Annotated in this window: 21 protein-coding genes and 1 pseudogene; 11 read left to right on the top strand and 11 right to left on the bottom strand. The window is 63.1% G+C overall.

Annotated features, from left to right (window positions below):
* Positions 1-3: 3 nt before the first annotated feature.
* From P9292_RS25210 to P9292_RS25220, 3 genes and pseudogenes are all read left to right on the top strand, one after another.
* Entirely contained in the window at positions 4-921 is a 918-nt protein-coding gene (locus P9292_RS25210; RefSeq protein ID WP_309961776.1) for a carbohydrate kinase, read from the top strand.
* 63 nt (positions 922-984) lie between these two features.
* Positions 985-1,205, top strand: a pseudogene (locus tag P9292_RS25215) (hypothetical protein).
* A 42-nt stretch (positions 1,206-1,247) separates the two neighbouring features.
* On the top strand, positions 1,248-1,490 hold the full coding sequence (locus P9292_RS25220) for a hypothetical protein (RefSeq protein ID WP_244826764.1): 243 nt from the start codon (positions 1,248-1,250) through the stop codon (positions 1,488-1,490).
* Positions 1,491-1,497: 7 nt separating this feature from the next.
* On the opposite strand, the gene P9292_RS25225 is transcribed toward P9292_RS25220, so the two are convergent.
* Positions 1,498-2,145, bottom strand: coding sequence for a glutathione S-transferase family protein (locus P9292_RS25225; RefSeq protein ID WP_250462620.1), 648 nt, complete (start codon positions 2,143-2,145; stop codon positions 1,498-1,500).
* A 234-nt stretch (positions 2,146-2,379) separates the two neighbouring features.
* Here P9292_RS25225 and P9292_RS25230 point away from each other — a divergent pair, with 234 nt between their 5' ends.
* Positions 2,380-5,955, top strand: a complete 3,576-nt coding sequence (locus tag P9292_RS25230) for an indolepyruvate ferredoxin oxidoreductase family protein (protein ID WP_309961778.1) — start codon at positions 2,380-2,382, stop codon at positions 5,953-5,955.
* A gap of 24 nt (positions 5,956-5,979) precedes the next feature.
* On the opposite strand, the gene P9292_RS25235 is transcribed toward P9292_RS25230, so the two are convergent.
* Positions 5,980-7,299 carry an EAL domain-containing protein gene (locus P9292_RS25235; RefSeq protein WP_250508453.1) on the bottom strand — a complete coding sequence of 440 codons (1,320 nt, stop codon included), beginning with the start codon at positions 7,297-7,299 and terminating at the stop codon, positions 5,980-5,982.
* 364 nt (positions 7,300-7,663) lie between these two features.
* On the opposite strand from P9292_RS25235, the gene P9292_RS25240 reads away from it, so the two are divergent.
* Entirely contained in the window at positions 7,664-9,328 is a 1,665-nt protein-coding gene (locus P9292_RS25240) for a Na+/H+ antiporter (protein ID WP_244828152.1), read from the top strand.
* A gap of 55 nt (positions 9,329-9,383) precedes the next feature.
* Here the strand turns inward: P9292_RS25240 and P9292_RS25245 are convergent, their stop codons facing one another.
* The 5 genes from P9292_RS25245 to P9292_RS25265 all read right to left on the bottom strand — a co-directional run bounded on the left by P9292_RS25245 (position 9,384) and on the right by P9292_RS25265 (position 15,220).
* On the bottom strand, positions 9,384-10,685 hold the full coding sequence (locus P9292_RS25245) for a solute carrier family 23 protein (RefSeq protein WP_250508452.1): 1,302 nt from the start codon (positions 10,683-10,685) through the stop codon (positions 9,384-9,386).
* A 293-nt stretch (positions 10,686-10,978) separates the two neighbouring features.
* A complete protein-coding gene (locus P9292_RS25250; RefSeq protein ID WP_309961783.1) occupies positions 10,979-12,538 on the bottom strand; it encodes a methyl-accepting chemotaxis protein in 1,560 nt (519 codons plus the stop codon).
* Between the two features lie 484 nt (positions 12,539-13,022).
* Positions 13,023-13,565 (bottom strand): response regulator transcription factor, encoded by a 543-nt coding sequence (locus P9292_RS25255; RefSeq protein WP_309961785.1) that lies wholly within the window; start codon positions 13,563-13,565, stop codon positions 13,023-13,025.
* Positions 13,566-13,597: 32 nt separating this feature from the next.
* Complete coding sequence (locus tag P9292_RS25260) at positions 13,598-14,890, bottom strand: ATP-binding protein (RefSeq protein ID WP_309961788.1); 1,293 nt, start codon at positions 14,888-14,890, stop codon at positions 13,598-13,600.
* Between the two features lie 90 nt (positions 14,891-14,980).
* Complete coding sequence (locus P9292_RS25265) at positions 14,981-15,220, bottom strand: cysteine-rich CWC family protein (protein WP_309961790.1); 240 nt, start codon at positions 15,218-15,220, stop codon at positions 14,981-14,983.
* Between the two features lie 112 nt (positions 15,221-15,332).
* Between P9292_RS25265 and argB the strand changes: the two genes are divergently transcribed.
* Together argB and P9292_RS25275 are read left to right on the top strand one after the other, a co-directional pair.
* Positions 15,333-16,232, top strand: a complete 900-nt coding sequence (argB, locus tag P9292_RS25270; RefSeq protein ID WP_244826756.1) for an acetylglutamate kinase — start codon at positions 15,333-15,335, stop codon at positions 16,230-16,232.
* Between the two features lie 76 nt (positions 16,233-16,308).
* Complete coding sequence (locus tag P9292_RS25275; RefSeq protein WP_250491657.1) at positions 16,309-17,079, top strand: pyrimidine 5'-nucleotidase; 771 nt, start codon at positions 16,309-16,311, stop codon at positions 17,077-17,079.
* Here the strand turns inward: P9292_RS25275 and P9292_RS25280 are convergent.
* Entirely contained in the window at positions 17,069-17,389 is a 321-nt protein-coding gene (locus P9292_RS25280; protein ID WP_244826754.1) for a type II toxin-antitoxin system RelE/ParE family toxin, read from the bottom strand. The genes P9292_RS25275 and P9292_RS25280 overlap by 11 nt on opposite strands.
* A complete protein-coding gene (locus P9292_RS25285; RefSeq protein WP_244826753.1) occupies positions 17,386-17,667 on the bottom strand; it encodes a type II toxin-antitoxin system Phd/YefM family antitoxin in 282 nt (93 codons plus the stop codon). Before P9292_RS25285 ends, P9292_RS25280 begins: the two co-directional genes overlap by 4 nt.
* A 293-nt stretch (positions 17,668-17,960) precedes the next feature.
* Here P9292_RS25285 and P9292_RS25290 point away from each other — a divergent pair, with 293 nt between their 5' ends.
* From P9292_RS25290 to P9292_RS25305, 4 genes are read left to right on the top strand one after another with little or no spacing between them, the layout of a single operon-like run.
* Positions 17,961-19,106 (top strand): homoserine O-acetyltransferase, encoded by a 1,146-nt coding sequence (locus P9292_RS25290; protein ID WP_244826752.1) that lies wholly within the window; start codon positions 17,961-17,963, stop codon positions 19,104-19,106.
* Positions 19,103-19,711, top strand: coding sequence for a methionine biosynthesis protein MetW (gene metW, locus P9292_RS25295; RefSeq protein ID WP_250462600.1), 609 nt, complete (start codon positions 19,103-19,105; stop codon positions 19,709-19,711). Before P9292_RS25290 ends, metW begins: the two co-directional genes overlap by 4 nt.
* A 59-nt stretch (positions 19,712-19,770) precedes the next feature.
* Positions 19,771-21,057 carry an AmpG family muropeptide MFS transporter gene (locus tag P9292_RS25300; RefSeq protein WP_250462597.1) on the top strand — a complete coding sequence of 429 codons (1,287 nt, stop codon included), beginning with the start codon at positions 19,771-19,773 and terminating at the stop codon, positions 21,055-21,057.
* Positions 21,039-21,977, top strand: coding sequence for a M48 family metallopeptidase (locus tag P9292_RS25305; protein ID WP_309961795.1), 939 nt, complete (start codon positions 21,039-21,041; stop codon positions 21,975-21,977). Before P9292_RS25300 ends, P9292_RS25305 begins: the two co-directional genes overlap by 19 nt.
* Before the next feature lies 1 nt (position 21,978).
* Here the strand turns inward: P9292_RS25305 and P9292_RS25310 are convergent, their stop codons facing one another.
* Both P9292_RS25310 and P9292_RS25315 read right to left on the bottom strand, forming a co-directional pair.
* Positions 21,979-22,761, bottom strand: a complete 783-nt coding sequence (locus P9292_RS25310; protein ID WP_244826749.1) for an exodeoxyribonuclease III — start codon at positions 22,759-22,761, stop codon at positions 21,979-21,981.
* 19 nt (positions 22,762-22,780) lie between these two features.
* A complete protein-coding gene (locus P9292_RS25315) occupies positions 22,781-23,620 on the bottom strand; it encodes a PPK2 family polyphosphate kinase (protein ID WP_309961797.1) in 840 nt (279 codons plus the stop codon).
* Positions 23,621-23,717: the final 97 nt, after the last annotated feature.

Consider the following 23,717-nt stretch of genomic DNA (forward strand, 5'->3'; position numbering starts at 1 on the left):
CGCATGGCAACCGAGAAGACATCCGAGACCTTTCCGCAATTCGTTTCCGCAGGCGACATCCTCACGGACATGATCCGCACCGACGTGTCGAGCTGGCTTTCGCGTCCGGGCGGCGCGGGCTGGAACGTGGCGCGCGCGGTTGCGCGTCTCGGGTTGCCGACGGCGGCGGCCGGGTCGCTCGGCACCGATAATTTCTCCGACGATCTCTGGGACGCAAGCGTCGCCGCCGGCCTCGACATGCGTTTCCTGCAGCGCGTGGAACGTCCGCCGCTGCTCGCCATCGTCCACAAGACGCAGCCGCCCACTTACTACTTCATGGGCGAGAACGGCGCGGACCTCGCGTTCGATCCGTCGAAGCTGCCGCAAGGCTGGATGGAGCGCGTGAAGTGGGCGCATTTCGGCTGCATCAGCCTCGTGCGTCAACCGCTCGGCAACACGCTCGCCGCGCTCGCCGCGCAACTGCGTCAGCACGGCGTGAAGATCAGCTTCGATCCGAACTATCGCAACTTGATGGAGCACGGCTACGAGCCGACGCTGCGCAAGATGGCCGCCCTCGCCGATCTCATCAAGGTCTCCGACGAAGACCTGCACATGCTGTTCAAGGGCTTGTCCGAAGCGGACGCGCTCGCGCAAATCCGCGCGATGAACCCGCAAGCCACCGTGCTCGTCACGCGCGGTTCGGACGAAGCCACGCTTTATGCGGATGGCCAGGAATATCGCGCGCGGCCGCCGAGCGTCGAAGTGGCGGATACGGTCGGCGCCGGCGATGCGTCCATCGGCGGCTTGCTCTATAGCCTGATGGCGCGTCACGGCCAATGGCCCGATCACCTGAAGTTCGCGCTGGCGGCAGGCGCGGCGGCATGCCGGCATTCGGGCGGGCATTCGCCATCGCTCAAAGAAGTGGAGGAGCTGCTCCGGTAGCACCGCGTCATACGCGTTCCATGACCGCGTGCTAGCATGATTTCGTCCTTGCCGGAGGCGCTCATGGAAGACACGACGTACACGAAGGCATCTATACCGCGACGATCGGCGTGCGCGCCATTGACGGGGACAAGTATCAGGGTCTCGTCTCACTCGAACGCGACGACGGCGAAGACACCGAGCCGACACTCTACGAAGTGGAAGCCGCATCGGAGAACGAGCACGAAGCGCTGGAAGAAGCGCGCGCGCTTGCGCATCGAATTCTCGGGGAAATCGAACTGTAGGAGCAGCGGCGCGCCGCTGCTTATCCTGATCGGGAGGGCATCATGCCGGAGCAGGTCTTCCTTTATGGCGTCTACGCAATCCACGTCAAGCCGCTCGAGTTGCAAGGCGCGCGCTGGGATGCGGAGTACGAAATCCGTCATAACGACAAACCCGTGCAAGCGTGGTCCACGGTCGGCGGCGACGGCCTTGCCGATTCCGCCGCCGCGGTCGAGCTTGCGCATCGACGCGCGGTAGCGGATATCGAAGCCGGTGCGGGAATCCCTAAGCCGCGCACGTTTCCCTAAATCTCATTCAATGCGCGGGCGGCGTGATCGCGCCGGTATGCGGCCGTAACGCGAGCCGCTCCGCTTCCCGATGATCGATCGCCGCCGCGCGTTCATGACCATCGCGCGCCACCGCCCGTTCGACATAATCGAAGAGCACGCCCTGCGGCGCGATCAGCTTCGCCATGAACGCAATCTGCAGCGTGCTCGCCGCGAGGATGTCGGCGGCGCTGAACTGTTCGCCGAGCAGCCACGGGCCTTCTTCGAGCGCGCCTTCGATGGCGCGCTCCACGCGCGCCAGATCGCCCCATCCGAAGCTCACCGTGTTTCCTTGTGCGCCGGTCATGCGTTCGGCCATCGCGGGTTCGAGACATGAACCGGTGAAGAACATCCACTGCAGAAAGCGGCCGCGCAACGGGTCGTGCGGCGAAGCGCCGAGCTTCGTTTCCGGATAGCGATCCGCGAGATACAGCAGCAGCGCGCCCGACTCCGCCACCTTCACGTCGCCGTCTTCCAGCGCGGGCAGTTTCGACATCGGATTGACGCGGCAGAACGCGGGCTCGTTCTGTACGCCCGCGCGGATGTTCACGAACTCGAGGTCGTAAGGCACGCGCATTTCCTCGAGCATCCACAGCGCGCGAAAAGCGCGGGTCTTCGGCCAGTAATAGAGCTTCATCGGCATCCTTCTTGGGGCGATCGTCGGGCGTTCAGGTTAGACCCAAAGCATGCGCGATCCCGCTTCGGGTATACGTGAGCACACCGGCAATCGAGAAGATTCCGCTCAGTTATCTCGAAATTAATCTAATTACTTTCCGAGAGAACGCGATAGTCGGGAAGTGCGCAAAAACTTTCCGCCTTCGACAGCGAAAAATGGAGGCCTGCCCCGCGTACCCAAAAGAACGGAGACTCCATGAACGCGCGTGTTCCCGCTGACTCATTCGCCTCGCACTCTAAAGAACCGGCATTGTCGGGCTATCGACTGACCGACAACCTGAGCGCCACGAGCGGCCGCATCTTCCTCACCGGCACGCAGGCGCTCGTGCGGCTCGTCCTGATGCAGCGCGAACTCGACCGCGCGGCGAATCTCAACACGGCCGGTTTCGTGAGCGGCTATCGAGGCTCGCCGCTCGGCATGGTCGATCAGCAATTGTGGAAGGCGAAGAAACTGCTCGCGTCGCACGACGTGCGCTTTCTGCCCGCGATCAACGAGGAACTCGGCGGCACGGCGGTGCTCGGCACGCAGCGCGTTGAATCGGACCCGGAGCGCACCGTCGATGGCGTCTTCGCGATGTGGTACGGCAAAGGCCCTGGCGTGGACCGCGCGGGCGATGCGCTCAAGCACGGCAACGCCTACGGTTCTTCGCCGCATGGAGGCGTGCTCGTCGTCGCCGGCGACGATCACGGCTGCGTGTCTTCGTCGATGCCGCATCAGAGCGATCAAGCGATGATCGCGTGGCACATGCCGGTGGTGAATCCGTCGAACGTGGCCGACATGCTGGAGTTCGGTCTCTACGGTTGGGCGCTGTCGCGCTTTTCGGGCGCGTGGGTCGGCTTCAAGGCGATTTCGGAGACGGTCGAATCCGGCTCGACCGTCGATCTGGACGGCATCCGCCGTGACTGGCCAGCGCCGCAAGACTTCACGCCGCCGCCGGGCGGATTGCACAACCGCTGGCCCGATCTGCCGAGTCTCACAATCGAATCGCGCCTCGCCGCGAAGATAGAAGCGGCGCGGCACTTCGCGCGCGAAAACAGCATCGACAAATGGATTGCGCCGAGCCCGCGCGCCAACGTGGGAATCGTGACGTGCGGCAAGGCGCATCTCGATCTCATGGAAACGCTGCGCCGCCTCGATCTCACCATCGCCGATCTGGATGCGGCGGGCGTGCGCATCTACAAGGTCGGGCTCTCGTATCCGCTCGAAACGACGCGGCTCGAATCGTTCGTCGAAGGGCTCGCGGAAGTGCTCGTGATCGAGGAGAAAGGGCCGGTCATCGAGCAGCAGATCAAGGACCATCTCTACAACCGCGCGCAAGGTGCGCGTCCCGTCGTGATCGGCAAGACGGCGCAAGATGGCGCGCCGCTTCTGTCCGCGCTCGGCGAGTTGCGGCCCTCGCGCGTGCTGCCGGTGTTCGCGCAATGGCTCGCGCGTCACAAGCCCGCGCTCGATCGCCGCGACAAAGTGGTGGATCTCGTCGCGCCGCAAATTCTGTCCAATATCGCCGATGCGGTGAAGCGCACGCCCTACTTCTGCTCGGGCTGTCCGCACAACACGTCGACGAAGGTGCCCGAAGGGTCGGTGGCGCAGGCGGGCATCGGCTGTCACTTCATGGCTTCGTGGATGGAGCGCGACACGACCGGTCTCATTCAGATGGGTGGCGAAGGCGTCGATTGGGCTTCGCATTCCATGTTCACGAAAACGCCGCACGTGTTTCAGAACCTGGGCGACGGCACCTATTTCCACTCGGGCATTCTCGCGATTCGTCAAGCCGTGGCCGCGAAGGCGAACATCACGTACAAGATTCTCTATAACGACGCCGTCGCGATGACCGGTGGCCAGCCCGTCGATGGCAGCATTTCCGTGCCGCAAATCGCGCGGCAAGTGGAAGCCGAAGGCATTGCGCTGCTCGTCGTGGTCAGCGACGAGCCCGAAAAGTACGACGGCCACGAAGATCAGTTTCCGCGCGGCACGACGTTTCATCATCGCGACGAACTCGATGCCGTGCAGCGCCGTCTGCGCGACACGCCGGGCGTCACCGTGCTCATCTACGACCAGACCTGCGCCGCCGAAAAGCGCCGCCGCCGCAAGAAAGGCGAATTTCCCGATCCAGACAAGCGGCTCTTCATCAACGAAGCGGTGTGCGAAGGTTGCGGCGACTGCGGCGTGAAGTCGAACTGTCTATCGGTCGAACCGGTGGAAACGGAGTTGGGAAGAAAGCGCCGCATCGATCAGTCGTCCTGCAACAAGGACTATTCGTGCGTGAATGGCTTCTGCCCGAGCTTCGTCACGCTCGAAGGCGCGAAGCTCAAGAAGGCGGAAGGCCACGCGTTCGATCCAGCCGAACTCGCGCGAAAGGTCGATTCCCTGCCCTTGCCGCAAGCGCACCTCGGCGCTGCGCCCTATGACATCCTGGTCACGGGCGTAGGCGGCACGGGCGTGGTCACCGTGGGCGCGCTCATCAGCATGGCGGCGCATCTGGAAGGCAAGAGCGCGTCGGTGCTCGACTTCATGGGCTTCGCGCAGAAAGGCGGCTCGGTGCTGTCGTTCGTGCGCTTCGCCGCGACCGATGCGCTTCTGAACCAGGTGCGCATCGACACGCAACAGGCCGACTTGCTGCTCGCTTGCGACATGGTGGTGGGCGCGAGTCCCGAAGCCTTGCAAACGGTGCGGCACGACAGAACGAAGATCGTCGTGAACACGCACGCCATCGCCAACGCGAGCTTCGTGCAGAACCCCGAGGCGAATCTTCACGCGGATGCGCTCATCGACAAGATGCGGCACGCAGCCGGGCCCCATGCCGCCGACGCGCTCCGAAGCTGCGATGCACAGGCGCTCGCCACGCGCTTTCTCGGCGACACCATCGGCGCGAACATTCTGATGCTGGGCTTCGCGTGGCAGTTGGGGCTCGTGCCGTTGTCGCACGCGGCGCTCATGCGCGCGCTCGAACTGAACAACGTTGCGGTGGCCGCGAACAAGCTGGCCTTTGCCATCGGACGGCTCGCGGCGGCGGATGCGAGCGCGCTGGAAGCGCTGGCGGCATCGAAGGAAAACAAGCGTGTCGCGATGGCGGACATGCCCTTGCGCGAGCTGATCCGCGATCGCGAGGAACGGCTTCTCGCGTATGGCGGCGCGAAGTATGTCGCGCGTTATCGCAAGCTCGTCGAGGCCGCATCGGGCGATGACGCCCTCACGCGCGCCGTTGCGGTCACGTTCTACAAGCTGCTCGCAGTGAAGGACGAGTACGAAGTCGCGCGCCTCTACACGGACCCGGCGTTTCGCGCCGCGCTCGCCGCGCAGTTCGAAGGCGCGGCCGGCGACGACTACACCGTGAAGTTCAATCTCGCGCCGCCCGCCATGTCACGCGCGCCGAAAAAGAAGGTGTTCGGTCAATGGATGTGGTCCGTGCTCGGCGGCTTGTCGAGATTTCGCGCGCTGCGCGGCACGGTGCTCGATCCGTTCGGCAAGACGCTCGAACGGCGCATGGAGCGTCAACTCGCCAGCGATTACGAACTCACGATGCAACGCGCGCTCGCCAACCGCGATACGCACAACGCGCAAGACGTGCTGGCGCTTGCCGCGCTCTTCGAACGCGTGCGCGGCTACGGTCACGTGAAGCTCGCCAGCCTCGCGATGGTCAAGCGCGGCGAACGCGATATCGCGGCGCGCATCGGCATTGAAGCGGCGACGGGCGACGCGGTGCGCGCGTCCATCGAAACGATGAAGGGCGCGTCGAGCCTGAAGGGAATTCCGGTCGTCGTGGCGAAATGATCGGGACGTGTGACGCCTCGGCTCTCAGGCGAGCTCGTCGTCCGAGATCCAGTCGATGTCGCCGCACAGCACGCAGCGCTTGCCGTCGAGCCGCGTCTCCACCGACAACGTGACGCAAGGCATCGCCTCGTTGATCGACAGATACGGCTTCGTCACGTGCACGCGCTCCGGCTCGCCGAGCGCCGCCCGAAAATACGGCCGGCGCAGCCAGTTCGCGCCTTGCGCGTCGATCAGCGGGAGAAATCGTGCTTCGTGCGCCGCGCGGTCGGCGCGCAGCACGACATTGCGGCCCGCCTGGCGACCGTTGGCATCGAGCAGGAAGCAGCGGGCGGCGTTATCGAGCGCGAGGAAGTTCCAGCACACTTCGTCGAGCGGCTCGCCCGCCGCAAGCCGCTCCGCCGCGCGCTCGAAGGCACGCACGTAGGGTTGCAGCCGCGTCGCCACGCGCCGTTCGCGCGCCTCGGTCTGCAAGCGGTAGCGCTCGGTGAGTTCGCCGATGACGGTTTTCGCGTGGTCGCCATCCGCGAGACCCGGATGCGGCCGCGCGAAGAAGAAGCCCTGCACGAAGTCCGCGCCGCTCGCAAGCGCCAATTGCGCCTCGTGTTCGGTCTCGACGCCTTCTATCAGCACGAGCTTGCCCGCTTCGTGCAGCAAGGACACGATGCCCGAGAGCACCGCTTCCATGTTCTGCCGCTGCTTGATCGTGCGCGACGACGAAGGCGCGTGCACGTTCTGCCCGGCGTGCGACAGCATCACGCGATCGAGCTTCACGATATCCGGATCGAGTTGCCAGATGCGTTCGATGTTCGTATGTCCGGCGCCGAAGTCGTCCAGCGCAATGAGAAAGCCCTGATCGCGGAACTGCTGCACGGCGAGCGCGAGCCGTTCCATGTCTTCGGCGCTCTGCTCCAGCACTTCGAGCACGACGCGGCGCGGCTCGATATGCAGCCGCTTGAGGTTGGCCATCAACGCGGCGGCGTGATACGGCTCGGTCAGCGCGCCGGGATGCACGTTGAGAAAGAGCCATTCGGTCTGCGCGCCCAGCATCTTGAAGTTTTCCAGATGCAGCGCCTGCGCCAGCCGGTCGATCAGCATGGCTTCGCCAATACGCGATGCCTGCCCGAAAACATCGACCGGAGGAACCGGACGATCGAGCGAGTCATGCGCGCGCAACAAGCCTTCGTAGCCGACCGCGCGCATATGCGAAAGGCTGAAGACCGGCTGGAAGACGCTCGAGAGCGTCAGGTCGCCATGTTCGACGGAATAGCGGTCGAAGCCCGAGGTCACGCCCAGTTCGAAGCTACGCGTGGTGACCGTCGCCTTTTCCGGATTCGCGATCACCATGTCCGTGCCCTCCCGCAAAACGCCGAATCTCTTGCCTGGCCAAGCCTGACCGGTCCCGCCCCGGCCCCGTCCAATACCGATTTCATAGAACAGCCCTCGTTGATCTGCCGGGAGTCTTGCGTCCCCCGTGGCTGACGATAAAGCAAGCTCCATGCGAGCAATGCATGTGGATTTGTCGGCGTTTTAGGTGGAATGTGCACCGCTATCAGGCGATTTCCCGTGCATGCGCACCTCCGCGGTGCGAGCGTCGTATATCACCGTATATCAACCCTGACCGGCTCACGCGATAAACTTTCGCGTCGCCCGAACAATGCTAGACGGCATCAAGGGCTTTCGCCTCTTTGCGTCGTGCAGTACCGCACATATGGAAATCGTCTTCACCGTACTCATTCTTCTGATGGTGGTCGCGCTGTCCGGCTTCGGACTGAGCCTGCTTCCGGTCAAGCTGCCGCTGCCGCTGATCCAGATCGCCATCGGCGCGGTGCTGGCGTGGCACGGCTTCGGGCTTCACGTCACGTTCGATCCCGAACTCTTCATGCTGCTGTTCATTCCGCCGCTGCTTTTCGCGGATGGCTGGCGCATTCCGAAGCGCGAGCTCTACATGCAGCGCCGCGCGATCCTCATGCTCGCGCTCGGCCTCGTGTTCATCACGGTCGGGCTGCTCGGCTACTTCCTGCACGCGATGATTCCCGAGATGCCGCTGCCCGTCGCGTTTGCGCTCGCGGCCGTACTTTCGCCGACGGATGCCGTCGCGCTGACGGGCATTGCCGGGCGCAATCGCATTCCGCCGAACCTCATGCATATCCTCGAAGGCGAAGCGCTGATGAACGACGCGTCCGGCCTCGTCGCGCTGAAGTTCGCCATCGCGGCGGCGCTCACCGGCGTGTTCTCCCTGCGCGACGCGACCATCAGCTTCTTCATCATCGCGGCGGGCGGGCTCGCCATCGGCGCGGCGATCAGTTGGGCGATCACGGAGATACCCGCGCGCATCCTCAAGTTTTCCGAGGACGACGACCCCGCGGCGGGCGTCATTCTCACCGTGCTGATTCCGTTCGCCGCCTACGTGATCGCCGAGCGCGCGGGTTGCTCGGGCATTCTGGCGGCGGTATCGGCGGGGATGATGATGAACATCCAGAGCCTGCGCGACAGCATTCCGAGCGCGGTGCGTATCCGCATGACGAGCACCTGGGCGATGATCGAGTTCGTCTTCAACGGAATGGTGTTCATTCTGCTCGGCCTGCAGTTGCCGCACGTGATCGGGCAGGCGCTGATCGAAGCACATCACGATGGCGACGCTCAAGTGGGCCTTTTGATCGGCTATGTGCTTGCGACCGTCGTCGCGTTGTATGCGTTGCGCTTCGTGTGGGTGTATTGCCTGCGCTGGGTGGCGAGCCGCAACGCCGCGAAACAGGGCATTGGCGCGGCGCCCGGTTTTCGCACGCTCGCCATGACCACGATTGGCGGCGTGCGCGGCGCGGTCACACTCGCGGGCGTGCTCTCGCTGCCGGTCACGCTCGATAACGGCACGCCGCTCGCGGGTCGCGACGTGGCAATCTTCATCGCGTCGGCGGTGATCCTGGTGTCGCTAATCATTGCGGTCATCGGCTTGCCTATTCTCTTGCGCGGCACCGCGCGCATCGACAAGCCCTACGCGGCGGAGGAGCGCATGGCGCGGCGGCGCATCGCGCAGGCGGCGATACGCGCTATCGACGACACGCACGAGACGCTCATCGAGCAAATGGACGAAACGGCGGCGGCGCGCTGCACGGATTCATCCGCGCGTGTGATGGGCATTTACCGGCGCAGGCTGGAATCCCTCGGCGATGAGGAAGCGCCACGCGTGGCCGCGAAGAGAAGCGAAATGGTCGAGACACGGCTGCGCATGGCCGCGATGCGCGCCGAGCGGGCCGAGTTGTTCAGGTTACGCGCGGCTCAGACGATCAACGACGAGACGTTGAACAAGCTCATCCGGGAGATCGATCTGGCGGAGACCGCGCTGGTGAATCGGAAGCGGGGGTTGTCGGCTTGAGAGCATGCTCTCTTGCCTGCGCGTGCGTTCCACCGGGCGCGCAGGCGCTTTGTCATCAGACCACGCCCGACCCACGCCGGCGCAGCAGCGCATACAGAATGATCGCGCCGAACGTCGCGGTGCCAATCCCGCCAAGCGCGAAACCGCCGAGTTTGAGCGTGAAGTCGCCCGCGCCGAGCACGAGCGTGACGGCCGCGACGATCAGATTGCGGTTATCCGAGAAGTCCACCTTGTTGACCACCCAGATGCGCGCGCCCGTCACCGCGATCAGCCCGAACACCACGATCGACACGCCGCCGAGCACCGGCCCCGGAATGGTTTGAATGACCGCGCCGAACTTCGGCGAGAAGCCGAGCACGATGGCGAACAATGCCGCGATGGCGAACACGAGCGTCGAATAAATCTTCGTGACGGCCATCACGCCGATGTTCTCCGCATAAGTCGTCACGCCCGTGCCGCCCGCGAAACCGGAGACGATGGTCGCCAGTCCGTCGCCGATGAACGCGCGTCCGATGTAACGGTCGAGACTCTGTCCCGTCATCGCGCCGACCGCCTTGATGTGGCCGAGGTTCTCGGCGACGAGAATGATCGCGATGGGCGCTAGCAGGGTCATCGCCCGCGGTTCGAACACGGGCGCGGTGAAGTGTGGCATGCCGAACCACGCGGCGTTCGCGACGATCGAGAAGTCGATCGGTTTGCCCATGCTCATGCCATTGGTCAGCACCGCGTAGATGATGTAGGCAATCGCCAGCCCGATCAGAATCAACAGGCGCTGCGCCATGCCGCGCGCGAACACGGCCACGCCGCCCACGCAAAGCACGGTGACAAGCGCCATCCACGAATCGAAGTTGCTGGCGCTCACGCCTTTCACGGCGATAGGCGCGAGATTCAGTCCGATCACGCAGACGATCGCACCGGTGACGACGGGCGGCATCAGCGCTTCGATCCACTTCGTGCCGACCGCCGTGACGATTGCACCAATGATCGCGTAAGCCACGCCGCACGCCACGATGCCGCCGAGCGCAACGGGAATGTTCATGTTCGGGCCGTGGCCGCTGTAGCCCGTCACCGCTATGACGAGCCCGATGAACGCGAAGCTCGAACCGAGATAGCTAGGCACACGTCCGCCGACCAGCACGAAGAAAAGCAGCGTGCCGATGCCCGACATGAAAATGCACAGATTGGGATCGAAGCCCATGAGAAGCGGCGCGAGCACGGTCGAGCCGAACATGGCGACGACGTGCTGAATGCCCATGGCGAACATCTGCGGCCAGGGCAGGCGCTCATCGGGGCCGACGACGCGGCCGCCTTGCGCATCCGGCTGGACGGGCCAGCGCGGGAAATAGGGATTGGACATGGGAAACAACTCCTTCTCGACATTGACGCCGTTTCGTGCGGCGCGGGTGTTCTGGAAACTGGCGCGAGTTTACGGAGTGGGATGCAGGGTGGCAAGCGAGGTGATATTACAGGAGGGTTGCGGCGATGAGCGCTTCGCACGCATCGTTGCGAAAGGCGCATTGGCGCCGAGATTCATGCGCGGCCTGCTCGAACGCGACCGCACGATGAGCACCGAAACGCTAGCGCGTCCGCTGCTTGCCGTCGGCGAGATTCGACGCTGGCCGCCATCGCAAGCGGCCAGCGCGAACCGAATTACCCGCGCCCGTCCAGTTCGAACACCGCGACCGCGCCCTTCAGTTGCTCGGCCTGATCGGCCATCGCGCCCGCAGCGGCCGCCGCTTGCTCGACCAACGCCGCGTTCTGCTGCGTCACCTGGTCCATTTGCGCCACCGCGCGATTCACCTGTTCGATGCCCGCGCTCTGCTCGTGCGAGGCCGCCGAAATCTGCGCCATGATGTCCGTCACGCGCTGCACGGCTTCCGTCACTTCGGCCATGGTCGAACCCGCGCGCTCGGCGATCGCCGCGCCGCTGTCCACCCGCGCCGTCGACGCTTCGATCAGTTCCTTGATCTCCTTCGCCGACATCGCGCTGCGTTGCGCAAGCGAACGCACTTCACCGGCGACGACCGCGAAACCGCGTCCTTCCTCGCCCGCGCGCGCCGCTTCGACAGCGGCATTCAGCGCCAGGATATTAGTCTGAAACGCGATGCCTTCGATCACCGCGATGATGTCCGTCATTCGCTTCGAGCCCGCCGCGAGTTCGCGCATGTTGTCCACCACTTCGCCGACGAGTTCGCTGCCGCGCGTCGAGACATCCGATGCGCCGCGCGCCAGGCCGCTGGCTTCATCGGCGTTGCTGGCGTTCTGACGCACGGTCGCGGTGAGCTGCTCCATGCTCGACGCGGTTTCTTCTAGCGACGCCGCCTGCTCTTCCGTGCGTTGCGACAAGTCGGTGTTGCCTTGTGCGATTTCACGCGATGCGAACAGAATCGATTCGCTCGAATGCCGGATGTCGCCGACGATCTCCGCCAGCTTCACGCTCATGTTGCCGAGGCTGTGAAGCATGCTGCTGTCGTCGCCCGGACGCGTTTGCACGCGCGCCGTGAGATCGCCTTCCGCGATACGGTTCGCAATTTGCGCCGCATAGCCCGGCTCGCCGCCGAGCTGCGCCGACAGCCGCCTGCCGATCAAGACCGCGAGCAAGCCGCCGGCCGCCATCGCGCCGAGCACGAGCGCGAGCATCACGACGCGCATCGTCTGGTATTCGGACGCCGCGTTGTTGCGTGCGCCGGTTGCGCGCTCACGCTTGAAGTCGGCGAGACGTTCGAGCGATGCGCGCGCTTTCTCGCTGGCATCGATCGCACGGGCAATGAGACCCATCTGATCGACGTCCGTCGGCATGGGTTTCGTGCCGATCTGCATATGCACGATGTCTTCCCATCCGGCGATAGCCTGCGCCGCCGAGTCGTAGAGCGCGCGGCCATCCGTCGTCGTCATCGTGGGGCGCAGGTTGTCGAGCGCCTGATGCATGCTTGCGAGCGAGGCGGTCATGCCCTCCTTGAGCTTCGCCTTGCCGGCATCGTCGGCGAAGGTGAGATTCGCGGCGGCAAGGTCGGTGTTCAGCTTGTGCTTGTTGGCTTCCTCGACCCAGTAAAGGCCGTCCATGTGTTTCGCGCCGATCTCGCCGATCAAGCTGTTCATCTTCGCCAGCGATACGACGCCGGTCACGCCCACGCATGCGGTAAATACAATCACCACCGCGAATGACAGCACGAGCTTGCCAAACACGGAAAGGCGGTCAAACCAGTTCATCGATGTCTCCTCTGTCGACCAGCGCTTCGTCGACCGGCGTTCGAGCGTCGAGCTTTCCGCGCCGGTCCGTCTGGTCCCACGCCCCGCAGACGACGCCCACGGACGGCGTGGTGCGAACTCAGGTTCGCGCACAGAGAGCTTTACGGCGCGGGTTGCGGCCTTCTTGAGATCGAATGCGGAGAATACGGCGGATGAGATGTGAGGCGAAAGGCGGACGAAAACTGGCGTTGTCATGCAAGCGCTGGACGCTTGCGTTGCGCGTGCGCGCTCGCTGTCGTTCAGTGCTGCGCCGAGGATGCTCGCCGCCTTCAAGTTCCTGCTGAATCGCAGCTTTCTAGGAGTCTTCCTAGATTCGGAATAATCGTATATTTGGCCGCAACGAGTCGACGTATTCTTTCCCTGTGCGTATTCCCCTGTATATGCACGTAGTCGTTGTAACTCTCCGATTACCGCCCTCGTTCCCCCGGCTTGGGCGGTTCTTTTTTTATTGGCGCACGGGCTTCTTCGCCAGCTTCCGCTGCAACGTCCGCCGGTGCATGTTGAGCGCACGCGCCGTCGCCGAAATATTGCCGTTGTTCTCGGCCAGCGCCCGCTGAATGTGCTCCCATTCGAGCCGCGCCACGGAAAGCAAAGTCGGATTCTCAATCGCTTCTTCCGCCGTCTGCTCGCTCGCCTGTTCATGCAGCGCGGCGAGAATGGACTCGACGTTCGCGGGCTTCGCCAGATAATTGTCCGCACCGTCCTTTACTGCCTGAACCGCCGTCGCAATGCTCGCGTAGCCCGTCAGCACGAGAATGCGCGCGTCCGGCTGCAAGTCGCGCAGTGGCGAGACAAGACGCAAACCGGAATCGTTACCGAGGTGAAGATCGACCGTGATCTGGCCGAACTTGTGCTGATTGGCGAGCTTCAGCGCTTCGCTCGCGTCGTGCGCCTGATGCGAGGTGTAGCCGCGCCGAACCAGGCCGCGCGCGAGAATGCCCGAAAAAACCTCGTCGTCGTCGATGATCAGGAAATTCATGTCGCTCATGCTTCTTTCTCCAATGTTGGCCGGCGTCGTGCTCACGCCGCGCCGCTTGATTCGGTTCGTGCTTCATCGGCGGGCGATGCGCCAAAATTCGGCAGACGCAAGATCGCGCGCGTGCCGCGTGGCTGATCCGCCGCGAGTTCTATCGATCCCTGCAGGCGCGCCGCCGCCGCGAACGCAAGGTATAGCCCGACGCCGTGGCCCCCCTGCGTGCTGTCCACTGGCGCGGCGCCCAGGCTCGAACGCAGCGCGGGCGGAATGCCCGGCCCGCGATCGCAGATATCGAAGCGCACCATCTGCACGCCTTCCACCCGTTCAGCCGATGCCTGCAAGGTCACGAGCTCGCTGCTCGCGCGCGCTGCGTTGTCCAGCAAGATCGTGAGAATCTGACCGATGGCAACGGAATCGTCGATGGACATGGACTCCGGCGTCTTGCCCGCGTGCTCGAACTTCACTTGCGGATGCCGCAGCCGCCATTGCTCGATGAAGCTCGCGAGCCATTCGCGAAGCGGCTGGCGATTCGACGGCCCCGTCGCGCGGCTGCGCAAGCGCGCGAGCGCCGAGGTGCACAGCGCCATCTGCTGTTCGAGCAATTCGAAGTCGGCCGCGTAAGGCGCGAGGTTGCGGTCGTGCGCGGCGGAATCGCGCAATTCCTCGCTCAGCATTGCAATGGTGGACAGAGGCGTGCCCATTTCGTGCGCAACGGTGGCCGCCTGCACACCGAGCGCAACGGCGCGTTCGTCGCGCAGATGACGTTGCTGGGCGTCGGCGAGCGCGGCGTCACGCACGCGCAGCGCCCGCGACATGCGCGCGACGAACCAGCCGATCAGCCCGACGCTCATCATGAAGTTCACCCACAGACCCGTGCGGAAGTAGTCGAACAGATTCGATGGATTCTCTATGTTGAGCGGCACGTAGTTGTAGCTCAGGAGCGCATAACAAGAGACCGCGAAGAGCGCGAGCCACGCGGTCATGGTCCACGGCAGAATGGCCGCGGAAATGGCCAGCGACGGCAGATACAAGGTGACGAACGGGTTGGTCGAGCCGCCCGAGAGAAACAGAAGCGCGGAGAGCGCGCCTAAGTCGACCCACATCTGGCCGAAGAGTTCGACATTGGTTTCTGGCTGCGCCCGCGCCACGCGCAGCCACGTCAGCCCGTTGAAAAACATTTCGAGCGCGACGACGAGGAGCATGGCCGGCAAGGGCAGCTTCGCGCTGTAGAAAATCTGCACGACGGCGATGGTCGTCAACTGGCCGATGATCGCCAGCGAGCGAAGCCAGAAGAGGTGACCGAGGTTGACCCGTCCGGTATTGGTTATGCGATGCATCGGGTGATTGAGTGCGTGCGGTCCATGCGACATTATCCCGCTTGCGCCTATAGTGAAACCGAACGTGGCGCGATTTGTCGCACCCTGATATCAGCGTGACGCTTGGCCTATTTCCGCCGCCAGGCATGCGCGGCACAGGCAAGTCGAGTCCGGCCGCAAGCGTTCGCGCGGCAGCGCGGGCAAGGTTGCGCACCAGCACGTCGCAGCGCCGGCGAGCGCGCCGCAATGAAACGCCGCGCCGCAGCGCGTGCACCGTTGCGTCGCGTCGGAGCCTGATTGAAGCGATACGTTCATCATCGTGTCATCGACATTGATAAGCGATGATCGCATGCCCGGCCGCCATGTCGGAAAACGAGACGGCGCGCGGGGAAAAACGACCTGTCGTGTAGCGTCACTCCTGTACAATCCGCGTGTTTAAACGCTCCTCGCCTCATTTGCCGCCATGTCCGAGCTACCTGACCTCACGCAGATCGCGCCTACGCTGAAAGCCGAAATTCTGGCCGAGGCGCTGCCTTATATCCGTCAGTATCACGGCAAGACGGTCGTGATCAAATACGGCGGCAACGCAATGACCGAAGAGCGCCTCAAGCAAGGCTTCGCGCGCGACGTGATCCTCTTGAAGCTCGTCGGCATCAATCCGGTGATCGTGCACGGCGGCGGTCCGCAGATCGACCAGGCGCTCAAGAAGATCGGCAAGCAGGGCACCTTCATTCAGGGCATGCGCGTCACCGACGAAGAGACCATGGAAGTGGTCGAATGGGTGCTCGGCGGCGAGGTACAGCAGGACATCGTCACGCTCATCAACCATTTCGGCGGTCAGGCGGTCGGCTTGACCGGTAAGGACGGCGGGCTCATCCACGCGCGCAAGCTAATGATGCCGGATCGCGATAATCCGGGCCAGTTCATCGACATCGGTCAGGTGGGCGAAGTGGAGTCCATCAACCCGGCGGTGGTGAAGGCGCTGCAGGACGACGCGTTCATTCCGGTCATCTCGCCTATCGGTTTCGGCGAAGACGGACTCTCCTACAACATCAACGCGGATCTGGTCGCGGGCAAGCTGGCGGTCGTCCTGAACGCCGAAAAGCTCGTGATGATGACCAACATTCCCGGCGTGATGGACAAGGAAGGCAATCTTCTCACCGACCTTTCCGCGCGCGAGATCGACGCCCTATTCGCCGACGGCACCATCTCCGGTGGCATGTTGCCGAAAATTTCCTCCGCGCTGGATGCGGCGAAAAGCGGCGTGCGTTCGGTGCACATCATCGACGGGCGTATCGAGCATTCGGTGCTGCTCGAAATTCTGACCGAGCAGCCGTTCGGCACGATGATCCGCTCGCATTGAGCTTCGTCACTCTTCCTCCAACGCCCGCTGCGGTTTGCTCCGCGCGGGCGTTTTTATTTGCCGAACGTAATCGCGCATGAGTTCATCTCGCAGTGCTCGCCGCCGTCATGTCAAAACGCGCGGCCCAGTTTGGCTCTTCGATCTCGACAACACGCTGCATCACGCGTCGCACGAGATTTTTCCGGCGATCAATCGCGCGATGACGCAGTACATCATCGACCGGCTGGGCGTGGATATCGACGAAGCGAACCGGCTGCGCGTCGGCTACACGGTGCGATACGGCGCGACCTTGCTCGGACTCGTGCGGCATCACGGCATCGATCCCGCCGATTTCCTGCGCGAAGTCCACACCTTCCCCGATCTGCCGTCCATGCTGCGCGCCGAGCGCGGCCTGAAGCGCATCGTGCGCGCGCTGCCGGGCCGCAAGATCGTGCTCACCAACGGACCGACGCTCTACGCGCGCTCGGTGCTCGCGGAACTGGGTATCGGCAAGCTGTTCGAGCGCGTGATCGCCATCGAGGACATGCGCGACGGCGAACGCTGGCGCGCCAAGCCCGATGCGCCCATGCTTCGTCGCGCGATGCGCCGCGCGCACGTGCATTTGAAAGACGCGATTCTGGTGGAAGACACGCGCGGGCATTTGAAGCGCTACCGGCGGCTCGGCATTCGCACGGTGTGGATCGTCGGCCATTTGCCGATGGCGCGCACGTCAAGTGGCGGCATTTCGCAGCGCTTGCCCGGCTCGGGCCGGCCGCATTACGTGGATCGCACCGTGCGTTCGTTGCGCGCGCTCACGCTCGGCATGCGCGGCGGCGGCTTTCGAGCGGCGAAAGCGACTACATCCTGAAGAGGCGCCGCGCGAGCATGTCTTCGAGGTCCGAGCGCTGATCGACGACGAGATGCACGTAGATGGTTTCGCCATCCACCTTGTAGATGACGCGGTTGGTGCCGCTCGCCACTTCGTAGTATCCCGTCATGCGGAAGTCGACCAGTTCGGGCGGCGTCGCGCCACGGCGCGGTGACGCTTCTATTTCGGCGATGGTGTCGGCCAGGCCGTCGCGCGTGGCCTTCCACGCCATCTTGCCGAACTTGTTGATGACGTAGCGTCTATAGTCGCGCAACTCCTGCTGCACCGGATCGAGAAAGACGGTTTTCACTTGACGCCTTCTTCCCTGTCGAGCCGTTCGAGTTCGCCGAAGAGGTCGATTGCGTCTATGCAATGCCCGGCCTCGATGTACTTCTGCCCCATCGCCAGAATCTTGAGCAAAGCCACGGTCTGATGCAGGTCTTCATAAGACTGCACGTCCTGCACGACCACCCGGCCTTCGCCGTTTTGCGTGATGAGCATGGGCTCGCGGCTCTCGACGACGTTGCGGATCATTTCGGCCGCGCGGCTCTTGAGATGGCTCAGCGGCCTCACACGACTCGGTTTCATTTCCGCTCCAGGGCCCACGCGCAGATTAGACAATATAGACACAAACTCGGGCCATATCCAGAACGCCCGGGCACCGCTATTGGCGGCTTTATTACGTTTTCCGCTATACTTCTTCGTTCAATCTGAATTCGAACACGCGCCGATTTGCTGACTCGATTGCGGGCGCGCGAACCTTCCCAAGCGGTATTGCCGGGAGGTTCAATACAAATGCGGCTAAAGAGGTCGTCAGCCGCGCCGTCAATCCACACGCGCATCGCCGACACCCGTTTAGCCGCTATTTCAAGGCGGAATGAATGGAATCAATCGGCATCGTCACTCCCCAAACCTTGCGCTTCACCGAGCCGCTCGTCATGCAAAGCGGCTCGACGCTCAACGACTACGAACTCGTCGTCGAAACCTACGGCGAACTCAACGCCGCGCGCTCGAACGCCGTGCTCGTTTGCCACGCGCTCAATGCGTCGCATCACGTGGCGGGCGTCTATGCCGACAACCCGAAAGACGTAGGCTGGTGGGACAACATGGTTGGTCCGGGCAAGCCGCTCGATACCGACCGCTTCTTCGTGATCGGCGTGAACAATCTCGGTTCGTGTTTCGGCTCGACCGGGCCGATGAGCATCGACCGTACAAGCGGTAAGCCCTACGGCAAGAGCTTTCCCGTCGTGACGGTGGAAGACTGGGTGCATGCGCAGGCGCGCGTGGCCGACCGCTTCGGCATCGAACGCTTCGCGGCGGTGATGGGCGGCAGTCTCGGCGGCATGCAGGCGCTTGCCTGGAGCACGATGTATCCGGAGCGGCTCGGGCATTGCATCGTGGTGGCATCGACGCCGAAGCTTTCGGCGCAGAACATCGCGTTCAACGAAACGGCGCGCTCGGCGATTCTCTCCGACCCCGACTTCCACGGCGGCGACTACTACGCACACGACGTGAAGCCGCGCCGCGGCTTGCGCGTGGCACGCATGATCGGCCATATCACCTATCTGTCGGATGACGACATGGCCGTGAAGTTCGGCCGCGCGCTGCGCCGTGCCGAAGGCGCGCTCGACGCGTACAACTTCAACTTCGACGTCGAGTTCGAAGTGGAGTCGTATTTGCGCTATCAGGCCGACAAGTTCGCTGAATACTTCGACGCCAACACGTACCTGCTCATCACGCGCGCGCTCGATTATTTCGATCCCGCCAAGGCCTTCGAAGGCGACCTGCGCCGCGCGCTCGCCAACACCACGGCGAAGTATCTGATCGCGAGCTTTACGACCGACTGGCGTTTCGCGCCCGCACGTTCCCGCGAGATCGTCAAAGCGCTGCTCGACAACAAGCGCACCGTGAGCTACGCGGAGATCGACGCGCCGCACGGCCACGACGCCTTCCTGCTCGACGACGCGCGCTATCACAACTTGATGCGCGCCTATTACGAACGCATTGCCACGGAGATCGGCGCATGAACCAGCACACTCTCGATTCCCTCGCGCTGCGTTCGGACTTTCGCGCCATCGCGCGCTGGGTCGAACCGCGTTCCTCCGTGCTCGATCTCGGTTGTGGCGACGGTTCGCTGCTCTCGCTGCTCGGCGAAGAACTCGAAGTGCACGGTTACGGCATCGAAATCAACGACGCCGGCGTGCTCGCGTGCGCGCAAAAAGGCGTGAACGTGATCCAGCAGAATCTCGAAGACGGCCTGCGTCTCTTCGAAGACGACAGCTTCGATTTCGCCGTGCTTTCGCAGACGCTGCAGACCATTCATCAGACTGCGGCGATCCTACGTGAAACCGTTCGCGTGGGTCGCGAATGCATTGTCTCGTTCCCGAACTTCGGGTACTGGCAGCATCGGCTCTCGGTTATTCAAGGGCGCATGCCGGTTTCGAAATCGCTGCCGTATCAATGGCATAACACGCCGAACGTGCGCGTTCTGACCATCAAGGACTTCGAGGCGCTCGCGCCCGAAGTGGGCATCGAGATACTGGACCGCGTGGTGCTGCACGACGGGCAAACGGTCCGTTGGGGCGCGAACTGGCGTGGTAGTCTTGCGGTCTATCGCGTGAAGCGCCGTTGAGTTCGAATCGGCCCGTCACGCATCGAAACGCACCACCACGACGTATTACCCACATCGATATGCCCGAAACGCCACGCGAGGCGCCCGCTCTTACAGCTCACGAAGAAGATCCCGGCTTGCACGCGTTCCTCAACGCGCGCATCCTCATTTGCGTCTTTCTGGGCTTCACGTCCGGACTGCCGCTCTTCACGCTCTACAGCCTGTTGCAGGCGTGGCTCTCGACTGCGGGCGTCAACGTCAAGGAGATCGGCCTCTTCGCGCTGATCGGGCTTCCCTATACGTGGAAGTTCGTCTGGTCGCCGCTGATGGACCGCTTCATTCCGCGCTTTCCGGGCTGGCGTCCGGGCCGACGGCGCGGCTGGATGTTCGTCACGCAAGTGCTCGTGATGGTGGCCATCGGCTCCTTCGGGTTCTTTTCGCCCGCGCAGAACCTGTGGGCGGTTGCGGCCATCGCCGCGCTCGTCGCGTTCTTCAGCGCGAGTCAGGATATCGTCATCGATGCCTACCGCCGCGAGCTGCTCGCCGATACCGAGCAAGGTCTCGGCAACGCGGTTCATGTCAATGCGTACAAAGTGGCGGGGCTCGTGCCTGGCTCGCTTTCGCTGATTCTCACGAACGTTCTTCCGTGGAAGACCGTGTTTCTGATCACCGCCGCGTTCATGCTGCCTGGCCTCATCATGACGCTCGTGGTCAAGGAGCCGGCCATTCACGGCGCGCCACCCAAGACGTTGCGCGAGGCGATCGTCGAGCCGTTCCACGAGTTCATCACGCGCAATGGCTGGCAATCCGCGCTGCTGGTGCTGGGCTTCATCTTCCTCTACAAGCTCGGCGACACCATGGCGACCGCGCTCGCCACGAAGTTCTTCATCGACGTAGGCTTCACGCTCACGCAGATCGGCGTGATAGCGAAAGCGGTGGCGTTCTGGGCGAGCATCGCGGGCGGCTTGATCGGCGGTATCTGCCTCGTGAAGATCGGCATTGCGCGCGGACTCTGGGTCTTCGGCTTCTTGCAGATCATCGCGACGCTCGGCTTTGCGTGGCTCACGAAAATCGGGCCGTCGCCCGCCGCGCTCGCGGTGCTTTACGGCTTCGAAACGTTCGCGACGGGCCTCACGCTCGCCACATTCACGGCGTATATCGCGAGCACGACCGATCCGCGCTACACCGCGACTCAGTTCGCGCTCTTCACGAGCCTCGCCGCCGTGCCACGGACTTTCGCGGCGGCGGGCAGCGGCTTTATCGTGAGTGAAACAGGATGGTTTCCGTACTTCATGGTGTGCGTCGCGCTGTCCATACCCGGCATGCTACTGTTGCCGAAGATCGCGCCATGGAGAACGCCACGATGACGGTATCGATGCCGGCCCGGCCCACGCTTGGCGCGCTCATCTGCGCGCTCATGCTGGCGACGCTCGCGCCCATGTCCGCGCGCGCGCAGGACGAAGAGCGCGCGCCGCCTTACACGGCGCCGAACAGCCAGATCCGCTTCGGCAACTCGGCGTTGTTCCGCAATCTGATTCCGCCCGCGACGCTCGAACAGCAGGCGAGCGATGAATATGCACAGATCATTCACGACGCCGAGCGCAACAAGACACTGCTCGGCAATGACAATCCGCTCGTCAAGCGCGTGCGCGATATCGCCACTCACGAGATTCCGTTCGCGCTCAAGTGGAATGACCGCGCGAAGAACTGGAAGTGGGAAATCAACGTCATCAAGTCGCCCGAAGTGCGCATGTACTGTTTGCCGGGCGGCAAGATCGTGGTGTATAGCGGACTCATCGACAAGCTGCATCTGAACGACAACGAGATCGGCATGATGATCGGCCATGAGATCGCGCACGCGCTGCGCGAACATGCGCGCGAACGGCTCGGGCGGCAGCAGGCGCAGCAGTTGTCGTCGGGTACCATGCCGCAGCTTTTCGGCTTTACCGATTACGGTTCGCAGCCGCTTGGCATCGGCGATCAGTTGCTGGCCATGAAATACGCCCCCGCCGACGAGACCGAAGCGGATGTCATCGGCAGTGAGATTGCTTCGCGCGCAGGTTACGATCCGCGCGCGGCCATCACCTTGTGGAACAAGATCGATACCGCCACGCGACACTCCGACAACGGTTTCATCTGGATGCATCCGTATGGGCCGGAGCGCCGGCAGGACTTGCTCAAGCGCCTGCCGGACATGATGCCGCTGTATGCGAAAGCGGTGGGAAAGAGCATCGACCAGTTGCCGAATTACGGCGGTTTGGGGCGGTTTAAGAAGGGGGGGCGTTAGCCTACTTCTTCCCAATCTTCCAGTTGTAATCGATAGTCAGCGGCGCGTGATCGCTGAATTTGATGTCGCGGAAAATGGAAGTCTTCTTGGCAGTCGCCGCGACTTCCTGCGTCGCGATTTGATAGTCGATACGCCACCCCACGTTCTTCGCGTACGCCTGCCCGCGATTGCTCCACCACGTGTATTGCTCGGCACGCTGGTCGAGCGTGCGAAAGACATCGACGTAACCGACATCGTCGAAAAGCTTCGTGAGCCACTCGCGCTCTTGCGGCAGACAACCCGAGTTCTTCTGGTTGCTCTTCCAGTTCTTGATGTCGATTTCCTTGTGCACGATATTCACGTCACCGCACACGATCACCTCACGCTCTTGCGAAAGCCCGGCGAGATGCGGCATGAATTCGTCCATGAAACGATACTTCGCCTGCTGCCGCTCTTCGCCGCTCGACCCGGACGGGACATACACCGACACCACGGACAGCTTGCCGAAACGCGCTTCCACGTAACGTCCTTCGGGATCGAACTCCGCACTGCCGAAGCCGATCACGACATCGTCCGGCTCGTGACGCGTGTACAAACCCGCGCCGCTATAACCCTTCTTCACCGCGTGCTGGAAATAACCCTTGAAACCGTGCGGCGCGAGAAACTCCGGCGTGAGATCGTCCTGCGAACACTTGATTTCCTGCACGCACACGACGTCCGATTTCTGCTCGCCGAACCAGTCGAAGAAACCTTTCTTGGCCGCCGAACGGATGCCATTCAGATTGGCGGTAATCACCCGAAACATACTTGTCCTCTCTCCTTGTTTATTCGACCTTCACGCCCTTGAGCGATTCCTTGGCGGCCGGAAATTCGAGTTTCATGCCCTGCATCGTGCGCAGCAAAAGCTCCGCGACCATCACGTTGCGATGCGGTTTCGAATCGCCAGGAATGATGTACCACGGCGCGTATTCGGTCGAGGTCGCGCCTAACGCCAGCTCATACGAGCGCTGATATTCGTCCCACAGCTTGCGCGCGTCGAGATCGGAGACATCGAACTTCCAGTGCTTGGTCGGATCGTCGATACGCGCTTGCAAGCGCTCGCGCTGCTCGTCCTTCGAGATATGCAGAAAGCATTTGACGATGGTCGTACCGCTATCCGCGAGCAACGCCTCGAACTCGCGAATATGCCGGTAACGGCGCTCGCATTCGTCATCGTCGATAGACTTCATCACCCGCGGCACGAGCACGTCTTCATAGTGGCTGCGATTGAAGACAGCGAACTCGCCGGCCATCGGTGCCTGCGCGTGCACGCGCCAGAGGAAATCGTGCGAGGCCTCGCGCTCGGAAGGCGCGCGAAACGGCACGATGCGCAAGCCGAGCGGATCGACGTCATGGAACACCGCGCGCACCGTACCGTCCTTGCCGCTCGTGTCCATGCCTTGCAGCACGAGCAGCACGCGCCGAAGACGCTGTGCGTGCAGCTTCTCCTGCAGGTCGTCGAGCTGCGCGCCGATTGCCGCGAGCCGGTCGCGGTCTTCGTCTTTCGAGCCGTTCGAAAACGGCTTGCCGGATGGATCGATCGAACTCAGATCGAAGGGCTTGACCTTCTTGTCGTCATCGAAATACGGGACGAGGAAGTCGTCCAGAGACGGTTTCTTTGCCATGTCGCCAACCTTTTGTTCTATCCCGAAACGCCAATGAAAACGGGCCGCTGCCAAGCTAGACGGCAACAGCCCGTTCGTCGTGCTACTTCCAGGCGAC

The organism is Caballeronia sp. LZ001 (assembly GCF_031450875.1).
GTDB lineage: Bacteria > Pseudomonadota > Gammaproteobacteria > Burkholderiales > Burkholderiaceae > Caballeronia.

Excerpts from the sequence above, each read along its gene's own strand:
- P9292_RS25245 (WP_250508452.1), bottom strand. The coding sequence starts at position 10,685 with ATGTCCAATCCCTATTTCCCGCGCTGGCCCGTCCAGCCGGATGCGCAA.
- P9292_RS25240 (WP_244828152.1), top strand. The coding sequence starts at position 7,664 with ATGGAAATCGTCTTCACCGTACTCATTCTTCTGATGGTGGTCGCGCTG.
- P9292_RS25220 (WP_244826764.1), top strand. The coding sequence starts at position 1,248 with ATGCCGGAGCAGGTCTTCCTTTATGGCGTCTACGCAATCCACGTCAAG.
- P9292_RS25305 (WP_309961795.1), top strand. The coding sequence starts at position 21,039 with ATGGAGAACGCCACGATGACGGTATCGATGCCGGCCCGGCCCACGCTT.
- argB (WP_244826756.1), top strand. The coding sequence starts at position 15,333 with ATGTCCGAGCTACCTGACCTCACGCAGATCGCGCCTACGCTGAAAGCC.
- P9292_RS25260 (WP_309961788.1), bottom strand. The coding sequence starts at position 14,890 with ATGCATCGCATAACCAATACCGGACGGGTCAACCTCGGTCACCTCTTC.
- P9292_RS25210 (WP_309961776.1), top strand. The coding sequence starts at position 4 with ATGGCAACCGAGAAGACATCCGAGACCTTTCCGCAATTCGTTTCCGCA.
- P9292_RS25310 (WP_244826749.1), bottom strand. The coding sequence starts at position 22,761 with ATGTTTCGGGTGATTACCGCCAATCTGAATGGCATCCGTTCGGCGGCC.
- P9292_RS25265 (WP_309961790.1), bottom strand. The coding sequence starts at position 15,220 with ATGCGATCATCGCTTATCAATGTCGATGACACGATGATGAACGTATCG.
- P9292_RS25275 (WP_250491657.1), top strand. The coding sequence starts at position 16,309 with ATGAGTTCATCTCGCAGTGCTCGCCGCCGTCATGTCAAAACGCGCGGC.
- metW (WP_250462600.1), top strand. The coding sequence starts at position 19,103 with ATGAACCAGCACACTCTCGATTCCCTCGCGCTGCGTTCGGACTTTCGC.
- P9292_RS25290 (WP_244826752.1), top strand. The coding sequence starts at position 17,961 with ATGGAATCAATCGGCATCGTCACTCCCCAAACCTTGCGCTTCACCGAG.
- P9292_RS25235 (WP_250508453.1), bottom strand. The coding sequence starts at position 7,299 with ATGGTGATCGCGAATCCGGAAAAGGCGACGGTCACCACGCGTAGCTTC.
- P9292_RS25250 (WP_309961783.1), bottom strand. The coding sequence starts at position 12,538 with ATGAACTGGTTTGACCGCCTTTCCGTGTTTGGCAAGCTCGTGCTGTCA.
- P9292_RS25315 (WP_309961797.1), bottom strand. The coding sequence starts at position 23,620 with ATGGCAAAGAAACCGTCTCTGGACGACTTCCTCGTCCCGTATTTCGAT.
- P9292_RS25225 (WP_250462620.1), bottom strand. The coding sequence starts at position 2,145 with ATGAAGCTCTATTACTGGCCGAAGACCCGCGCTTTTCGCGCGCTGTGG.
- P9292_RS25255 (WP_309961785.1), bottom strand. The coding sequence starts at position 13,565 with ATGAGCGACATGAATTTCCTGATCATCGACGACGACGAGGTTTTTTCG.
- P9292_RS25285 (WP_244826753.1), bottom strand. The coding sequence starts at position 17,667 with ATGAAACCGAGTCGTGTGAGGCCGCTGAGCCATCTCAAGAGCCGCGCG.
- P9292_RS25230 (WP_309961778.1), top strand. The coding sequence starts at position 2,380 with ATGAACGCGCGTGTTCCCGCTGACTCATTCGCCTCGCACTCTAAAGAA.
- P9292_RS25300 (WP_250462597.1), top strand. The coding sequence starts at position 19,771 with ATGCCCGAAACGCCACGCGAGGCGCCCGCTCTTACAGCTCACGAAGAA.